Source organism: Nitratireductor luteus, assembly GCF_026162365.1.
Taxonomy (GTDB): Bacteria; Pseudomonadota; Alphaproteobacteria; order Rhizobiales; family Rhizobiaceae; genus Chelativorans; species Chelativorans luteus.
The window spans coordinates 71,701-86,171 of record NZ_JAOANW010000002.1 but is presented as its reverse complement, the minus strand read 5'-3'; the positions used below and the strand labels follow the sequence as shown (position 1 = coordinate 86,171).

At 63.8% G+C, this 14,471-nt stretch carries 15 protein-coding genes; 12 read left to right on the top strand and 3 right to left on the bottom strand.

The window, feature by feature from the left end:
• The first annotated feature begins 123 nt into the window (after window positions 1-123).
• From N1058_RS02955 to N1058_RS02930, 6 genes are all read left to right on the top strand, one after another.
• Window positions 124-1,122 carry a BMP family lipoprotein gene (locus N1058_RS02955; RefSeq protein ID WP_265516001.1) on the top strand — a complete coding sequence of 333 codons (999 nt, stop codon included), beginning with the start codon at window positions 124-126 and terminating at the stop codon, window positions 1,120-1,122.
• Window positions 1,123-1,257: 135 nt separating this feature from the next.
• Window positions 1,258-2,652: a M20/M25/M40 family metallo-hydrolase gene (locus tag N1058_RS02950; protein ID WP_265516000.1), complete on the top strand. Its 1,395-nt coding sequence runs from the start codon at window positions 1,258-1,260 to the stop codon at window positions 2,650-2,652.
• Complete coding sequence (locus N1058_RS02945; protein ID WP_265515999.1) at window positions 2,649-3,137, top strand: GNAT family N-acetyltransferase; 489 nt, start codon at window positions 2,649-2,651, stop codon at window positions 3,135-3,137. Before N1058_RS02950 ends, N1058_RS02945 begins: the two co-directional genes overlap by 4 nt.
• 123 nt (window positions 3,138-3,260) lie before the next feature.
• On the top strand, window positions 3,261-3,878 hold the full coding sequence (locus N1058_RS02940) for a ribonuclease D (RefSeq protein ID WP_265515998.1): 618 nt from the start codon (window positions 3,261-3,263) through the stop codon (window positions 3,876-3,878).
• Between the two features lie 121 nt (window positions 3,879-3,999).
• Window positions 4,000-6,150 carry a transglycosylase domain-containing protein gene (locus N1058_RS02935; protein WP_265515997.1) on the top strand — a complete coding sequence of 717 codons (2,151 nt, stop codon included), beginning with the start codon at window positions 4,000-4,002 and terminating at the stop codon, window positions 6,148-6,150.
• 68 nt (window positions 6,151-6,218) lie between these two features.
• The gene (locus N1058_RS02930; RefSeq protein WP_265515996.1) at window positions 6,219-6,968 is read left to right on the top strand and encodes an SDR family NAD(P)-dependent oxidoreductase; all 750 of its coding nucleotides are present in this window, start codon (window positions 6,219-6,221) and stop codon (window positions 6,966-6,968) included.
• 70 nt (window positions 6,969-7,038) lie between these two features.
• Here the strand turns inward: N1058_RS02930 and N1058_RS02925 are convergent, their stop codons facing one another.
• Window positions 7,039-7,494, bottom strand: coding sequence for a host attachment family protein (locus N1058_RS02925; protein ID WP_265515995.1), 456 nt, complete (start codon window positions 7,492-7,494; stop codon window positions 7,039-7,041).
• Window positions 7,495-7,719: 225 nt separating this feature from the next.
• Here N1058_RS02925 and cysG point away from each other — a divergent pair, with 225 nt between their 5' ends.
• The 6 genes from cysG (at window position 7,720) to rpsU (ending at window position 12,945) form a co-directional block, all read left to right on the top strand.
• Window positions 7,720-9,147, top strand: coding sequence for a siroheme synthase CysG (cysG, locus tag N1058_RS02920; RefSeq protein ID WP_265515994.1), 1,428 nt, complete (start codon window positions 7,720-7,722; stop codon window positions 9,145-9,147).
• A gap of 15 nt (window positions 9,148-9,162) precedes the next feature.
• Window positions 9,163-9,471 (top strand): DUF2849 domain-containing protein, encoded by a 309-nt coding sequence (locus N1058_RS02915; protein ID WP_265515993.1) that lies wholly within the window; start codon window positions 9,163-9,165, stop codon window positions 9,469-9,471.
• An 18-nt stretch (window positions 9,472-9,489) separates the two neighbouring features.
• Complete coding sequence (locus N1058_RS02910; protein ID WP_265515992.1) at window positions 9,490-11,160, top strand: nitrite/sulfite reductase; 1,671 nt, start codon at window positions 9,490-9,492, stop codon at window positions 11,158-11,160.
• Entirely contained in the window at window positions 11,135-11,887 is a 753-nt protein-coding gene (locus N1058_RS02905) for a phosphoadenylyl-sulfate reductase (protein WP_265515991.1), read from the top strand. The genes N1058_RS02910 and N1058_RS02905 overlap by 26 nt, the downstream gene beginning before the upstream one ends.
• Before the next feature lie 11 nt (window positions 11,888-11,898).
• On the top strand, window positions 11,899-12,432 hold the full coding sequence (locus N1058_RS02900) for a DUF934 domain-containing protein (protein ID WP_265515990.1): 534 nt from the start codon (window positions 11,899-11,901) through the stop codon (window positions 12,430-12,432).
• A 285-nt stretch (window positions 12,433-12,717) separates the two neighbouring features.
• Window positions 12,718-12,945 (top strand): 30S ribosomal protein S21, encoded by a 228-nt coding sequence (rpsU, locus tag N1058_RS02895; protein WP_265515989.1) that lies wholly within the window; start codon window positions 12,718-12,720, stop codon window positions 12,943-12,945.
• A 143-nt stretch (window positions 12,946-13,088) separates the two neighbouring features.
• Here the strand turns inward: rpsU and N1058_RS02890 are convergent, their stop codons facing one another.
• Window positions 13,089-13,280, bottom strand: a complete 192-nt coding sequence (locus tag N1058_RS02890) for a hypothetical protein (RefSeq protein WP_265515988.1) — start codon at window positions 13,278-13,280, stop codon at window positions 13,089-13,091.
• Window positions 13,281-13,429: 149 nt separating this feature from the next.
• Entirely contained in the window at window positions 13,430-14,461 is a 1,032-nt protein-coding gene (locus tag N1058_RS02885) for a trans-3-hydroxy-L-proline dehydratase (RefSeq protein WP_265515987.1), read from the bottom strand.
• Window positions 14,462-14,471 lie beyond the last annotated feature (10 nt).

Here is a 14,471-nt window from a genome sequence, read left to right as displayed (position 1 = left end):
TTTGCAATGGCCCGTGCCAGAGTGCGGCTTGAGCGGGAAAAAATCCCGCCGGGGGCAGGGCGCCGCGTTCTGCAAGTGCGCTTCCGGCTCCCTTGGAAATGCAACCTACAGGGTGTGGATCACATGAAGCGTTTTGTACTGGGCCTTTTGGCCGCAACCGCACTGTCCGGCGCAGCCGTGGCGCAGGAGGATTTTTCGCCGGCGCTGCTTTTTGACCTGGGCGGGAAGTTCGACAAGTCCTTTAACGAGATGGCCTATACGGGCGCGGAACGTTTCAAGGAAGAAACCGGCATCGAGTATGTCGAGTTCGAGATTTCCAATGATGCCCAGCGCGAGCAGGCCCTGCGCCGCTTCGCCGAGCGCGGCCACAATCCCATCGTGATGGCCGGCTTCACTTGGGTCGAGTATCTCAACAAGGTCGCGCCGGAATATCCGGATGTCGATTTCACCATCATCGACGACAAGGTCGAGCAGCCAAATGTGCGCTCGGTCACCTTCAAGGAGCAGGAAGGCTCCTACCTCGTCGGCATTCTGGCCGCGATGGCTTCCGAAACCGGCACGGTCGGCTTCGTCGGCGGCATGGAAGTGCCGCTCATCGGCAAGTTCGAATGCGGCTATGTGGGCGGCGTGAAAGCGGCCGATCCTGACGCCACGGTCATCCGCAACTATACGGGCGACACACCGTCGGCCTGGAACGACCCCACCAAGGGCGGCGAGATCACCCGCACGCAGATCGACCAGGGCGCGGACGTCATCTACCATGCCGCCGGCGGCACGGGCGTGGGCGTGCTGCAGGCGGCGGCGGATGCCGGCAAACTCGGCATCGGCGTCGATTCCAACCAGAACGGCATGCATCCGGGCAGCGTTCTGACATCGATGGTGAAGAAGGTCGACGTCGCCGTCTACGAGTCTTTCATGGACGCCAAGAACGGCGAGTTCACCTACGGCGTGCAGAATGTGGGCCTGGCCGAGGACGCGGTCGGCTATGCACTCGACGAGCACAATGAAAGCCTCATCACGGACGAGATGAAGGCGGCGGTTGAAGAAGCCAAGGCGAAGATCATTGCCGGCGAGATCGAGGTCCACAACTATCTCGACGACAACAGCTGCCCCTATTGGTAAGCCTGTCTGACGCTACCGGGAAAGGGCCGCTTGCGGCCCTTTTCCATGTCGCGTTTCCACCAAAGCGGACGCTGCTTTTCCGCCCGGAATTGCGCAAACCCGGATACGCTGTCCGATTCCAGAACGAGGCCCGCTATGACCGACCTTTCCCCCGTCCTCGACAGGCTTGACGCCAGCCTCGATGAAAGTCTCGAGCGGCTGTTCACGCTCCTGCGGATCCAGTCGATTTCGACCGACCCGGCCTATGCCGACGAGTGCCGCAAGGCTGCCGGCTGGCTTGTTGACGATCTGCGCTCCATCGGGTTCGAAGCCAGCGTACGCGACACGCCAGGCCATCCCATGGTCGTCGCCCATCATGACGGCGAGGGCCCGCACGTTCTGTTCTACGGCCACTACGATGTGCAGCCGGTGGACCCACTCGACCTTTGGGAGGATGCCCCCTTCGCGCCGTCACTGAAGGAGGTCGGGCCGGACCGCAAGATCATCGTCGGGCGTGGCTCCTCGGACGACAAGGGCCAGCTCATGACCTTCGTCGAGGCCTGCCGTGCCTACAAGGCCGTGCATGGCAAACTGCCCTGCAAAATCAGTATCCTTTTCGAGGGCGAGGAAGAATCGGGATCGCCTTCGCTGAAGCCGTTCCTCAAGGAGAACGCGGAGGAGCTGAAAGCCGATTTCGCGCTCGTTTGCGATACCGCGATGTGGGACCGCGATACCCCGGCCATCTGCGTCGGGCTCCGCGGGCTGGTCGGCGAGGAAATAATGGTAAAGGCAGCGGACAGGGACCTGCATTCGGGTTTCTTCGGCGGCGCCGCGGCCAATCCGATCCGCATTCTGGCGCGCATCCTCTCGGATATGCACGACGAGAATGGCGCCGTGACCATTCCAGGGTTTTACGAGGGCGTCGAAGAAACCCCGCCGGAAATTCTCAAGAGCTGGGAGGCGCTGGGCCAGGGCGCGAAGGAAATGCTCGGTCCCATCGGCCTCTCGCAGCTCTCGGGCGAAAAAGGCCGCTCGGCGCTGGAACTGGTCTGGGCGCGCCCGACCGCCGAGTTTAACGGCATCAGCGGCGGCTACACGGGCGAGGGCTTTAAGACGGTGATCGCGGCACAGGCCTTCGCCAAGGTGTCGTTTCGCCTGGTGCATCGCCAGGACCCGGACAAGATCCGCACCGCCTTCCGCGATTTCGTGAAAGCGCGGGTTCCGGCCGATTGCTCGGTCGAGTTCCATCCGCATGGTGGCTCGCCGGCGATACAGCTTTCCTACGATTCGCCCCTGGTCACCACCGCCCAGGCCGCGCTGACCGAGGAGTGGAGCAAGCCCGCCTTATCCATCGCCATGGGCGGGTCGATCCCTATCGTGGGCGATTTCCAGAGCTTGCTCGGCATGGATTCCCTGTTGGTAGGATTCGGCCTGTCCGACGACCGCATTCATTCGCCCAACGAGAAATATGAGTTGAGCTCCTTCCACAAAGGCCAGCGTTCCTGGGCGCGCATTCTCGATGCGCTGACGAAGAACCCGCCCCGAGGATGAGCGGGAAAGAACCGCGTTTCGCGGTGGGGGAGGCAGTGCTGCGCGCGGCACGCCCGGAAGACCGGGACGATATCCTGCGCATACAGGATGCGGCCTTCCCCGGCGATGCGCTCGCCATGAGCCGCGAGGGCTTTGCCGATGTCCTGCGTGAAAAAGGCACCCGGCTTCTGGTCGCCGAGACAGGGGAACGGGTCGCGGGCTATTGCCTGCTGCGCCACCGTGAATGGCGGCCATGGGCGGGCGTCGATTTTCTCTGCGTGGACGCGGCGTTTTCGGGCAAGGGGCTGGGCGGCATGCTCCTGCGCGGCGCATGCGATTGCACCGCGCGGCCCATCATCCGCCTGTTCGTCCGCCCCGGCAATGAACGCGCGCGGGCTCTTTACACCCGTCTCGGCTTCCGCCAAACGGGGGTGCGGAAGGCCAATTACCACGATGGCGAGGATGCCATCATCATGATGAAATGGCTTGGCCTTTTCCGCCAGTAGCTTTTTGCAGTCAGGTGGAACCACCTGACGACCGCATAGATGCGGAAAACAAGGAGATAGAGTGTCCTTTATGCGTCCGAATGGGCGCATAAAGGACACTCTAGGCGCAAACAGGAACGTTCCATGACCATCCGCTTTCACAAGAACGATCTGCCCGATCTCGACAATTATCAGGTCGAGGCGGTCGCCATCGACACCGAGACGCTGGGCCTCAAGCCCCACCGCGACAGGCTTTGCGTGGTGCAGCTTTCGCCAGGTGACGGAACGGCGGATGTCGTGCAGATCGCAGCCGGGCAGAGCCAAGCGCCGAACATCGCCGCACTCCTCAGCAACCGCAGGATCACCAAGCTGTTCCATTTCGGTCGGTTCGACCTCGCCGTGCTCTATCACGCTTTCGGCGTCATGCCGGAGCCCGTCTTCTGCACCAAGATCGCGTCGCGCCTGACGCGCACCTATACGGATCGGCACGGGCTCAAGGACATCTGCAACGAACTCCTGAATGTAAGCATCTCCAAGCAGCAGCAATCCTCGGACTGGGCGGCCGAGACCCTGACGCCGGAACAGCTGGAATATGCCGCTTCCGACGTCCTCTATCTGCACCGCTTGCGCGAGGTTCTGGCCGGCCGGCTGGCACGCGAAAGCCGCACTCGCGAAGCCGATGCCTGCTTCGAGTTTCTGCCCACCCGCGCAAAGCTGGATCTGATGGGCTGGGACGAGGAAGACATCTTCGCGCACAGCTGACGCCAACGGTACCCCTCGCGCCCGATTTTCGCCCTTAACGGCCCCTTAAACCGGGCTGCCTAGTCTGCAGCCTTCTAGGGACGGCTGCGCGTGCGGTGTGGCAATCGGGGATGAAGGTGGCATGGCCAGGAAGACGCGAAAACGGCGCATCGAGCCGACTTTCGACACGCCGTCGCGCCGTGGTGCCGGTGGGATGCGCGCAAGCGAGGCCGACCGCATCGTTCCGCCATCGCGCCGCAGGAAGTCCACCCGAGGAAGGCGCGGGAGAAAAAGATCTTCGCGCTCGGGGGGCGGTGGCTTCTTCCGCTTTCTACGAAAGTTTCTCTATTGGAGCCTGGTGCTGGGCATCTGGGCCGGTATCGCCGGCGCCGGGCTCGTCGCCTTCTATGGCGCGCGCATGCCGGCGGTCACCAAATGGGAGATCCCGGACCGCCCGCCCAACGTGAAGATCGTCTCGGTCGACGGCAAGCTCATTGCCAACCGGGGCATGACGGGCGGCGAGGCCGTGGGCCTGCACCAGATGTCGCCGCATATCGCCCGCGCGGTGATCGCCATCGAGGATCGCCGTTTTTATTCCCACTGGGGCGTCGATCCGGTAGGCCTTGCCCGGGCCATGGTGGAAAACATCATCGAAGGGCGCATCATCCAGGGCGGCTCCACGATCACCCAGCAATTGGCCAAGAACCTGTTTCTGGAGCCCGACCGCACGCTCGAACGCAAGGTGCAGGAAGTGCTGCTCGCCATCTGGCTGGAGCAGAAGCATTCCAAGGCGCAGATCCTGGAGATGTATCTGAACAGGGTCTATTTCGGCTCCGGCGCCTATGGCGTGGAAGCCGCGTCCCGCCGCTATTTCAACAAATCTGCCCGCGACGTCACTCTTTCCGAGGCGGCGCTTCTGGCGGGCCTCCTCAAGGCGCCGTCGAGGCTGTCGCCGGCACGCGATCCGCAGGCAGCCGAGGCGCGCGCGCAGGTCGTTCTGTCGGCCATGCGCGAACAGGGCATGATCGGCGACAGCGAGCTTGCCGCCGCCATCAGCGCGCCGGCCACCAGGGCTGCGGCGTACTGGACCGGGTCAGAGCATTATGTCGCCGATCGCGTGATGGAGGAACTGCCGGGGCTCCTGGGCGATGTGAAGGACGACGTTATCGTCGAGACCACCGTCGATCTTTCGCTACAGAAACTGGCCGAACGGTCAATACGCACGCTGATTTCGGAGAAGGGCAAGGAACTGGCGGTAAGCCAAGGCGCGCTCGTATCCATCGACGGCTCGGGCGCGGTGCGCGCCATGGTGGGCGGTTACGACTACGCCAACAGCCAGTTCGACCGCGCTTCCGAGGCCCGCCGTCAACCAGGGTCCGCCTTCAAGCCCTTCGTTTATATGGCCGCGCTGGAGCAGGGCCGCACGCCCGACAGCGTGCGCAACGATGCGCCGGTGAAGATCGGAAAATGGACGCCGGACAACTACAAGGGCAAATATTACGGTCGCGTGACCCTGGCTGAGGCGCTTGCCCGCTCGCTCAATTCGGTGGCCGCCCAACTTGCCGTGGAAGTGGGGCCGAAAGCGGTCGTGGAGGTCGCACACCGCATGGGTATCGAATCCGAGCTCAACGCCAATGCATCCATTGCGCTCGGTACCTCCGAGGTCACTCCGCTGGAACTGACCGCCGCCTATGTGCCCTTCGCCAATGGCGGCTACAGGCCCGACGTGCATTTCATCCGGCGGGTGGTTAGCGTTTCCGGCAAGGTTATCTACGAGCGGACGAACCAGAGGTTTCCTCGCGTCGTCAGTGCTGAAATCGTCGGCATGATGAATTCCATGATGGCGGGAACGCTCGAATACGGCTCGGCGCGCGGCAAAGCCTTCGGCTGGCCTGCCGCCGGCAAGACCGGCACGACACAAGGCTCCCGCGATGCGTGGTTCGTCGGCTATACCGCCAACCTTGTGACCGGGGTGTGGTTCGGCAATGACGATGCCCGGCCGACCAAGGCGACGGGCAGTTCGCTGCCCGCGCTCGCATGGCGCGACTTCATGGCCGCCGCCCATGAAGGCGTACCCGTCGCGGGGCTTCCGGGCGGCTGGAGCCGGGCTCAAGCGCCCGCTGTCGCCGAAACCCCCTCCCGTCCGGTCCCCCAGGCCGCGGTCGGAGGTGGTTCCGCTCCCCGCGCCGTCCCATCCGCTGCAACATCCGCGCGCCCCGTCCCGCCAGCCGATGTCGGCGGCGGCCGCCAAGCGCGGGAAACCTCCATTCTCGACATCATACTCGGCAATTGAGACGCTTCGCGCTCTCGCAATCGAGTTGAATTGGTTCTACATAGGGCGGACATCAATCGGAGACCGCCGTGAGCCAGATCGACGACCGCAAGACACTGGTGTTGACCGGCGCCAGCCGGGGCATCGGCCACGCCGCCGTCAAGCGCTTCTCGCGCGAGGGATGGCGGGTCATCACCTGTTCGCGCCAGCCCTTCTCTGCGGATTGCCCATGGCCCGCCGGCCCGGAGGATCACATCCAGCTCGACCTGTCGGACCAGGAAGGCGTGGGCATTGCCATCGGCGAGATCCGCCACCGGCTCGATGCCAATGGCGGCAGGCTCGACGCGCTGGTTAACAACGCCGCCATTTCACCTAAGCTCGACGGTGGCAAGCGGATGAACTCCATGGATACGCCCATGCATGTCTGGCGCGATGTTTTCCAGGTGAATTTCTTCGCGCCCATCATGCTGGCCCGTGGCCTGTTCAGGGAGTTGACCACGGCTAAGGGCTCCATCGTCAACGTCACCTCCATCGTCGGCAGCCGGGTTCACCCTTTCGCCGGCACCGCCTATGCAACGTCCAAGGCGGCACTCGCTGCCCTGACCCGCGAGATGGCGGCCGATTTCGGCCCGCACGGCATTCGTGTCAACGCCATAGCGCCGGGCGAGATCGAAACCGCGATCCTGTCGCCCGGCACCGACAAGTTCGTCGAGCAGATCCCGCTTCGCCGTCTCGGTCAGACATCGGAAGTCGCCGAAACAATCTTTTTCCTGTGTTCGGGCCAGTCGTCTTACGTGACGGGCGCCGAAATCCACATCAACGGCGGCCAGCACGTCTAACGGTAAATTCGTCGGGGCGCGAAGCACGGCCTTTGCAAACCGCGATGGCGGATTCGGGCGGATTGTAGATTTACTCCGTCTCCGCCAGCAGCACCTTTTCAATGTCCGACACGGTGTGATTGGTCAGCGTCTTGGCGACCTCTCCGACAATCCGCTCCTCGACCTCCTTGTGCAGCGATTTGCGCAGTTCGCCCAGCACCATGGGCGGCGCGACGAGGACGAGCCTGTCGAACTTTCCGGCATGGGCGAGCTTATATAACTGCCCGGCGATCTCTTCGGCGAAACGCTCTTTCTCGACGCGATGCCAATCCGTTTCCTGAACCGCGCTGCGGTGGTGGTTACTGCTGTCGTGCAGACGACCGGGCTTATCCGTCCCCTGTTCGCGCGTGGGCGGGTTATCGTCGTGCATCTCGCGCACCACTTCCAGGTTCGGATAATTGACGCCGCCCTCGTTGCGCAGGAACAGCGCCTTCTCGCCGTCGGCAACCAGGACCCAGATATTGTGCCGCAGCCGAAAATTCACCATCACGCTCTCCACTCTGCATTGAATTTATGCCGGGAAACGCGCCGAGGGAAGACGTGTTCCAAAAGTCGCCGCGCTCTGGCGAGCTGCGTCGGCGGATGATTTTTCCGCTTCCCGGCGCTGCAACGCAAAACTCGTTGCTGCCCCGAACGGCGGGCGCGAGTGGGTTTCTTCTGATTGTCGCGTGCAGAAGGCAAAATCCGGGCTACTGATAGGAGACCCGGCATCATGTCAGGTGAAACGGCAAAGCTGAACGCATTCCCCGTCTTCATGCGCGTCGAAGGACGCCGCGTGACGATCGTGGGCGGCGGTGAGGAGGCGCTGGCCAAGGCCCGCCTCATGGCCCAGTCGTCCGCCGAGATCGTGGTCGTCGCCGAAGCGCCGGAAACAGCTCTCGTGGAATGGGCGTCCGCCAACGGCGTTGCGATCGTTCGCGAGGCCTACGAGGCCGGCCATCTGGATGGCGCGGCCCTTGTCTTTGCCGCGACCGGGGACGAGGCTTCCGACGGCGCCGTGGTCGCCGACGCGCGCACCCGCTCCATCCCCGTCAATGCCGTCGACCGGCCGGAGCTTTGCGACTTCTTCACCCCCGCTCTGGTCAACCGCGCGCCCGTGGCCGTTGCCATCGGCACCGAGGGCGCCGGTCCCATCCTGGCGCAGATGCTCCGCGCCGCCATCGATCGCATGCTGCCGCCGTCGCTCGGCCGGCTCGCTGCGCTTGCCGCCGCCTATCGCGACCGTGTCGAGACTTCCGTGCCCAAGGGTGCGGCGCGCCGCCGGTTCTGGAAGTCCTTCTTCACCGGCGCAGCCTCCCGCGCCATCGCGCGTTGCGACGAGGCCTCCGCCCGGAACGCGGCCGAAGGGCTGCTTTCCAACAACGGCGTCGAGACCGGCCACATCGCGCTTGTTGGCGCCGGGCCGGGCGCGGAAGACCTTCTCACCTTGCGTGCCCAGCGCCTGCTGATGGAAGCCGATGTCATCGTTCACGATGCGCTGGTGCCTGAGGCGGTCGTGGCCATGGGCCGCCGCGATGCCGAGCGCATCCACGCCGGCAAGCGCAAGGGGTGCCACTCCAAGACGCAAGCCGAGATCAACGAACTGCTGGTCGAGCTGGGCCGCGCCGGCAAGCGCGTCGTGCGCCTGAAATCGGGCGATCCGCTGGTCTTCGGCCGCGCCGGCGAGGAGATGTCGGCGCTGCGCGATGCCGGCATTTCCTATGAGGTCGTGCCTGGTATCACCGCCGCCTTTGCCGCCGCCGCCGATTTCGAGCTGCCGTTGACCTTGCGCGGCGTCGCTTCCTCGATGGTCTTCACCACTGGCCATGATCTGAAGGGCCGCGCGCTGCCCGATTGGGCGAAGCTCGCCATTTCCGGCGCCACCGTCGCGGTCTATATGGGCCGCAGCACGGCAGCCGAGGTGGCCGGCAGGCTGCAGGACGCTGGACTTTCGCCGGATACCGCCGTCGCTGTCGTCGAGAATGCGAGCCTTGGCAACCGCCGCCTTGCCCACGGCACCCTGGCCGACCTGCCCGCGCTCAGCGAGCGTGACGACATGACGGGTCCGGTTCTCACCATCATCGGCGACGCGGTCGCCGGCGCCAATTTCGACCGTTCCGAGCCACTTGCCGCGCATAAGCGCGCGGCCGTGCATGTTTGACGAGGACCAGGGATCATGAAGCTATTGACGGCAAATCGATTGATCGACGGCGAAGTGGTCTGGCTTGCGGCGGACGGAAGCTGGGTCGAGACGATCGAAGGCGCCGAAATCGCCCATGACAAGGATGCCGAAACGCGGCTTTCGGCCGCCGGCCTGCTGGCGCTCGCCAACAACGAGGTCGTTGACGTCAATCTCATAGATGTCGAGATCGTCGATGGCGAGATACGCCCCATCCGCCTTCGCGAACGCATACGGGCGCTCGGCCCCACCACCCACATCAATCTTGGCAAGCAGGCGCGCAAGCAGACTGCGGCCTTCGGCTGAACACGTCAGGGAAGTTTCATGTACCGTTACGACGAATTCGACCATGACTTTGTGAAGGCCCGCGTCGCCCAGTTCCGCGACCAGGTGGAGCGGCGGCTGTCGGGCGAGTTGACGGAGGATCAGTTCAAGCCGCTGCGGCTGATGAACGGCGTCTATCTTCAGCTTCACGCCTATATGCTTCGGATCGCCATTCCCTACGGCACGCTGTCGCCGCGCCAGATGCGGATGCTCGCCCACATCGCCCGCACCTATGATAAGGGCTACGGTCATTTCACCACGCGCCAGAACATCCAGTTCAACTGGCCGGCGCTGTCGGATATTCCGCAGATACTGGAGGATCTGGCGTCGGTCGAGATGCACGCCATCCAGACTTCTGGCAACTGCATCCGCAATGTCACCGCTGACCATTTCGCCGGCGCAGCCGCCGACGAGGTGGCCGACCCGCGCCCCTATGCCGAGATCCTGCGCCAGTGGTCGTCGGTCCATCCCGAGTTCTCCTACCTGCCACGCAAGTTCAAGATCGCCGTCACGGGCGCCGAGCGCGACCGGGCGGCGGTGCAGGTGCACGACATCGGCCTCCACCTGAAGAAGAACGAGAAGGGCGAGCTGGGCTTTTCCGTCTATGTCGGCGGCGGCCTTGGCCGCACGCCCATGGTCGGCAAGAAGATCCGCGAGTTCCTGCCCGAAGAGGATCTCCTGTCCTACACGACCGCCATCCTGCGCGTGTATAATCTTCATGGCCGCCGCGACAACAAGTACAAGGCGCGCATCAAAATCCTCGTTCACGAAACCGGCACCGAAGAGCTCAAGGCGCAGGTCGAGAAGGAATTCGAGGCGCTGCGAAATGGCGAGCTCCAGCTGTCGGATGCCGACATCGCGGCGATCCAGGCCTATTTCGCGCCGCCGGCGCTGCCGGCGCGGCCCGAGGGCGATGCCGCGCTCGCCAAGGCGGCCGCGCGCGATGCGGGCTTTGCCGACTGGCTGCGCCGCAACCTTCACACTCACAGGAACGCCGACTACGCCGCCCTCACCATCTCGCTGAAGGGCATCGGCGAAATCCCCGGCGATGCTTCTGCCGATCAGATGGATGCGGTGGCCGAGCTTGCCGAACGCTACGGCAATGACGAAATCCGCGTCACCCATGAGCAGAACCTGGTCCTGCCCCACGTGGCGCGCGCCGATCTGAAGGCGGTCTTCGACCGTCTCGTCGAGATCGGCCTGGCCACCGCCAATGCCGGGCTCGTCACCGATATCATCGCCTGCCCGGGGCTCGATTTCTGCGCCCTCGCCAATGCCCGCTCGATCCCGGTCGCCCAGCAGATCTCAACCCGCTTCGGCGATCAGAAGCGGCAGGAGGAAATCGGCGATCTCAAGATCAAGATTTCCGGCTGCATCAATGCCTGCGGACATCACCATGTCGGCCATATCGGCATTCTGGGCGTCGAGAAGAAGGGGGCCGAGCTCTACCAGATCACGCTTGGCGGCTCCGGCGACGAGAATACCTCGATCGGCGAGATCATCGGCCGTGGTTTCGGTCCGGACGAGATCGTCGACGCCGTCGAAACCCTCGTCGAAACCTATATCGACCACCGGCAGGGGCGGGAGGAAACCTTCCTCGACGCCTATCGCCGGCTCGGTCCCGCACCGTTCAAGGAGGCGCTCTATGGCCGCGAAGCCAAAGCTGCCTGATCTGGAACAGGCCGCAATAGACGAGGCGGCGGCTCTCGAGGCCCGTTTCGGCCATCTGGAGGCCGAAGCCATCGTCGAGATCGCCATCAAGCGCTTCCGCGACAAGGGCGGCATCGCCACCGTGTCGTCTTTCGGGGCCGATTCGGCGGTGCTGCTCCACATGCTCGCCAAGGCCGACAATACCCTGCCGGTGCTCTTTCTGGATACCGGGCAGCATTTCGGTGAAACGCTCGAATATCGCGACCAGCTCGCCGCCGACCTGGGCCTTGAAAACCTCGTCATCGTCGATCCGGACGCCGGCATGCTGGCCGCGCATGATCCCGACGACCTCCTGCACAAGATGGACACCGATCTGTGCTGCGAAATCCGCAAGGTCGAGCCCATGGCCCGCGCCGTCGAGCCCTATGCGGCATGGTTTACCGGCCGCAAGCGCCATCAGGCCAGCACGCGCGCCGACATGCCGGTGTTCGAGGCGGTGGGGCCGCGCATCCGGATCAACCCGCTGGCCCGCTGGACCACCAGGGATCAGGCTGACTATATGCGCGCTCACGATCTACGTGAGAACCCGCTGGTCGCCTATGGCTATTTGTCCATCGGCTGCTTCCCCTGCACCGAGCCGGTGAAGCCCGGCGAGGATGCACGCAGCGGACGCTGGGCCGGACAGGCCAAGACGGAATGCGGCATTCACCTGCCGGGACTCGACAACGCACTGACTTCGGCGGCTTGAGGATGGGCGACATGAACGACACGACCGAAACGATCGAGCCCCGCCTGTGGAGCGAGCAGGGGTTCCTCGACGATCGTTGGCGCCGCGCCGAAAGCGTGGAAGAGCTTGAATCGGAGGGTAATTTCATCGTGCCGCTGGAGGTTTTCACGGCACTGGACGACACAGCGCGCTCTGCGCTCAAGCCGCGCCTGGGTGTCGAATTGCAGCCTGGCGAAAATGTGGAAATACTGGCGCCTCACCTGGACGGACTGCCCCTGGTGGCTCTGGCGTTCCCCGCCTATTCGGACGGGCGCTCCTATTCGAAGGCGCAGCTCCTGCGCGCCCGCTACGGCTATGAGGGTGAGCTTCGCGCCACCGGTGACGTGCTGTTCGATCAGGTCGCGCACATGCTTCGCGTCGGTTTCAGCACGCTGGAAGTGAAGAACGGCCCTACGCTTGCACGGCTTGAGGCGAACAAGCGGGGCGGCATCGGCCTCCACTACCAGCCTGCGGCGCGCCCCGGTCCTTCCGGTGCCTACTCCTGGCGGCGGCTCGCGGCCGGCTGACCGGCATTTCAAAAATACGCGCGGCGCACTATATTTCCCGTTAAGGGGGTGCATATGGCGTGAATGCTGCTATAGTTCGCGCCTTCCCGAGTCGCCCGTGATGGCGGCTTTCAGAGCCGCCTGTCAGCGCCTTCGCGCAGATCGCAGGGCTGGACTCGATAAATTGCATGGTTCCGGAACCTCCGAAACGGTGTCCTCCGAAGGATCGTGCTCGAACAGACGAATGGGTTCTGCCGGCCTCTTACGGCAACGTGCCCCTAACGCCAATAGAAAGAAGGAAGAACATTGCAGGTAGTTGTTCGCGACAACAATGTCGACCAGGCTCTCAAGGTGCTGAAGAAGAAGATGCAGCGCGAGGGCGTTTTTCGTGAGATGAAGGCCCGGCGCTCCTATGAGAAGCCGTCGGAAAAGCGTGCCCGGCAGCATGCCGAGGCCATCCGCCGCTCTCGCAAGCTGGCGCGCAAGCAGGCGCAGCGCGAAGGCCTTTTGCCGAAAAAGAAGCGCGCGGCCTGATCTTTTATCCGTTTCGTTGAGGCCGGGCGCCGGGTGCGCCCCCGGCCGGCTCGTCTATGGCGGTCTGCAGCCAGATTTGGTGTCCGCATATGCGGACGCGCGAGAATGTAAAGCGCCGCGCGTCCCATAGAACGCGCGGCGCTTTATTTGTGTCGTTCTACGCGGTGCACCCTCACGTTCTCCGCCTTTTGCAATTCACTCAAAAGCTCAAGCAATTCTTCCGGCAGTTCCCGTTCCAGTTCGAACCCCGGCAGGCGGCGGAGAAACCGAGTATTGTCCGCGTGACGAAATTGCCGGCTGAGCCTGTCAGCCGTCGCTTCGTCTTTCTGCAGCATCGGTTTTCTTCGCACTCCTGTGTTTCATTCAGGCGGTTAAATCGGTGGAACGGCATAACGTTCCCCGAAAGCCCGTAAGTCGTGCTTCATGGTAAAGTTTTCGTAAAATTTGAATCTTTCGATGGCGCCCGTGCAACCGGTGGAGGAGGCTATTTCCGTGCCGGCCAGGTATCTGCAACACGATAGCCCTGCGGCCATGGATCGTCCGGGTCGAGCATGAGTTGCGAAGTGCCCGCGATCCAGGCGCGCCCGGTAATTTCCGGAACGATCGCCTTTTTCCCGGCGATGCTCGTTTCCGCCACGATACGGCAGTCGAACCGCGACCCCAGCACCGATACACCCGAAAACCGCTGGCCGACGGACATCCTGCCGCGTGCATGCAGCACGGCCATGCGGGCGGAGCAGCCGGTCCCGGTCGGCGAGCGGTCGAGTTTCGCAGGCTGGATCGCCACTGTGTTGCGTCCGATGAGAAGGCCGTTCTCCTCCGTGACGGGCATGGTCATCTGGCAGAAGGAGATGTGATCCCACCCTGGATTCTCGGGATGGGAAAAGCCCAGTTGCTCATTGGCCGCGCGGGTAATCCTCGCTCCCGTTTCGGCAAGGTCCCGCGCCTCGTCGGGCGCCAGCGTGAAGCCCAGCGCCTGTGCGTCGACAATCACGAAGCTGTCGCCGCCATAGGCGGTGTCCACCGTCAGCGTGCCCAGCCCTTCCACTTCCAGCAAGGCGCCCAGCCGGTCCGCGAAGGATGGAACGTTGGTTACGGTGATGCGCTCTGCCTTGCCGTTCCTGCAGGCAGCCGTGATCTCCACGAGCCCGCCGGGCGCCTCCAGTGTCAGCCGCGTTTCCGGCTCGCGCATCGGCAAAATGCCGCTGTCGAGCAGCACGGTCGCCACGCAGATTGCGTTGGAGCCGGACATCGGCGGGGTGTCCTCGGGTTCCATGATGATGAAACCCATGTCTGCCCTGGGAGCTTTCGGTGGCACCAGCAGGTTCACGTGGCGGAATACCCCGCCACGCGGCTCGTTGAGCACGAAGTTCCGCAACGCACCGTCACGCGCGATGAAATCGCGCTGCTCCCAGAGCGTGTTGCCGGGCGGCGGTGCTACGCCACCGACGATCACATCGCCCACCTCACCCTCGGCATGGCAGGAGACGATGTGAATGATCTTCGATGAACGCATCTGCCCGCCT

What these genes read in the sequence shown, in the direction of transcription:
- N1058_RS02955 (WP_265516001.1), top strand. Translation starts at nt 124, where the DNA reads ATGAAGCGTTTTGTACTGGGCCTTTTGGCCGCAACCGCACTGTCCGGC.
- N1058_RS02950 (WP_265516000.1), top strand. Translation starts at nt 1,258, where the DNA reads ATGACCGACCTTTCCCCCGTCCTCGACAGGCTTGACGCCAGCCTCGAT.
- N1058_RS02945 (WP_265515999.1), top strand. Translation starts at nt 2,649, where the DNA reads ATGAGCGGGAAAGAACCGCGTTTCGCGGTGGGGGAGGCAGTGCTGCGC.
- N1058_RS02940 (WP_265515998.1), top strand. Translation starts at nt 3,261, where the DNA reads ATGACCATCCGCTTTCACAAGAACGATCTGCCCGATCTCGACAATTAT.
- N1058_RS02935 (WP_265515997.1), top strand. Translation starts at nt 4,000, where the DNA reads ATGGCCAGGAAGACGCGAAAACGGCGCATCGAGCCGACTTTCGACACG.
- N1058_RS02925 (WP_265515995.1), bottom strand. Translation starts at nt 7,494, where the DNA reads ATGGTGAATTTTCGGCTGCGGCACAATATCTGGGTCCTGGTTGCCGAC.
- cysG (WP_265515994.1), top strand. Translation starts at nt 7,720, where the DNA reads ATGTCAGGTGAAACGGCAAAGCTGAACGCATTCCCCGTCTTCATGCGC.
- N1058_RS02915 (WP_265515993.1), top strand. Translation starts at nt 9,163, where the DNA reads ATGAAGCTATTGACGGCAAATCGATTGATCGACGGCGAAGTGGTCTGG.
- N1058_RS02910 (WP_265515992.1), top strand. Translation starts at nt 9,490, where the DNA reads ATGTACCGTTACGACGAATTCGACCATGACTTTGTGAAGGCCCGCGTC.
- N1058_RS02905 (WP_265515991.1), top strand. Translation starts at nt 11,135, where the DNA reads ATGGCCGCGAAGCCAAAGCTGCCTGATCTGGAACAGGCCGCAATAGAC.
- N1058_RS02900 (WP_265515990.1), top strand. Translation starts at nt 11,899, where the DNA reads ATGAACGACACGACCGAAACGATCGAGCCCCGCCTGTGGAGCGAGCAG.
- N1058_RS02890 (WP_265515988.1), bottom strand. Translation starts at nt 13,280, where the DNA reads ATGCTGCAGAAAGACGAAGCGACGGCTGACAGGCTCAGCCGGCAATTT.
- N1058_RS02885 (WP_265515987.1), bottom strand. Translation starts at nt 14,461, where the DNA reads ATGCGTTCATCGAAGATCATTCACATCGTCTCCTGCCATGCCGAGGGT.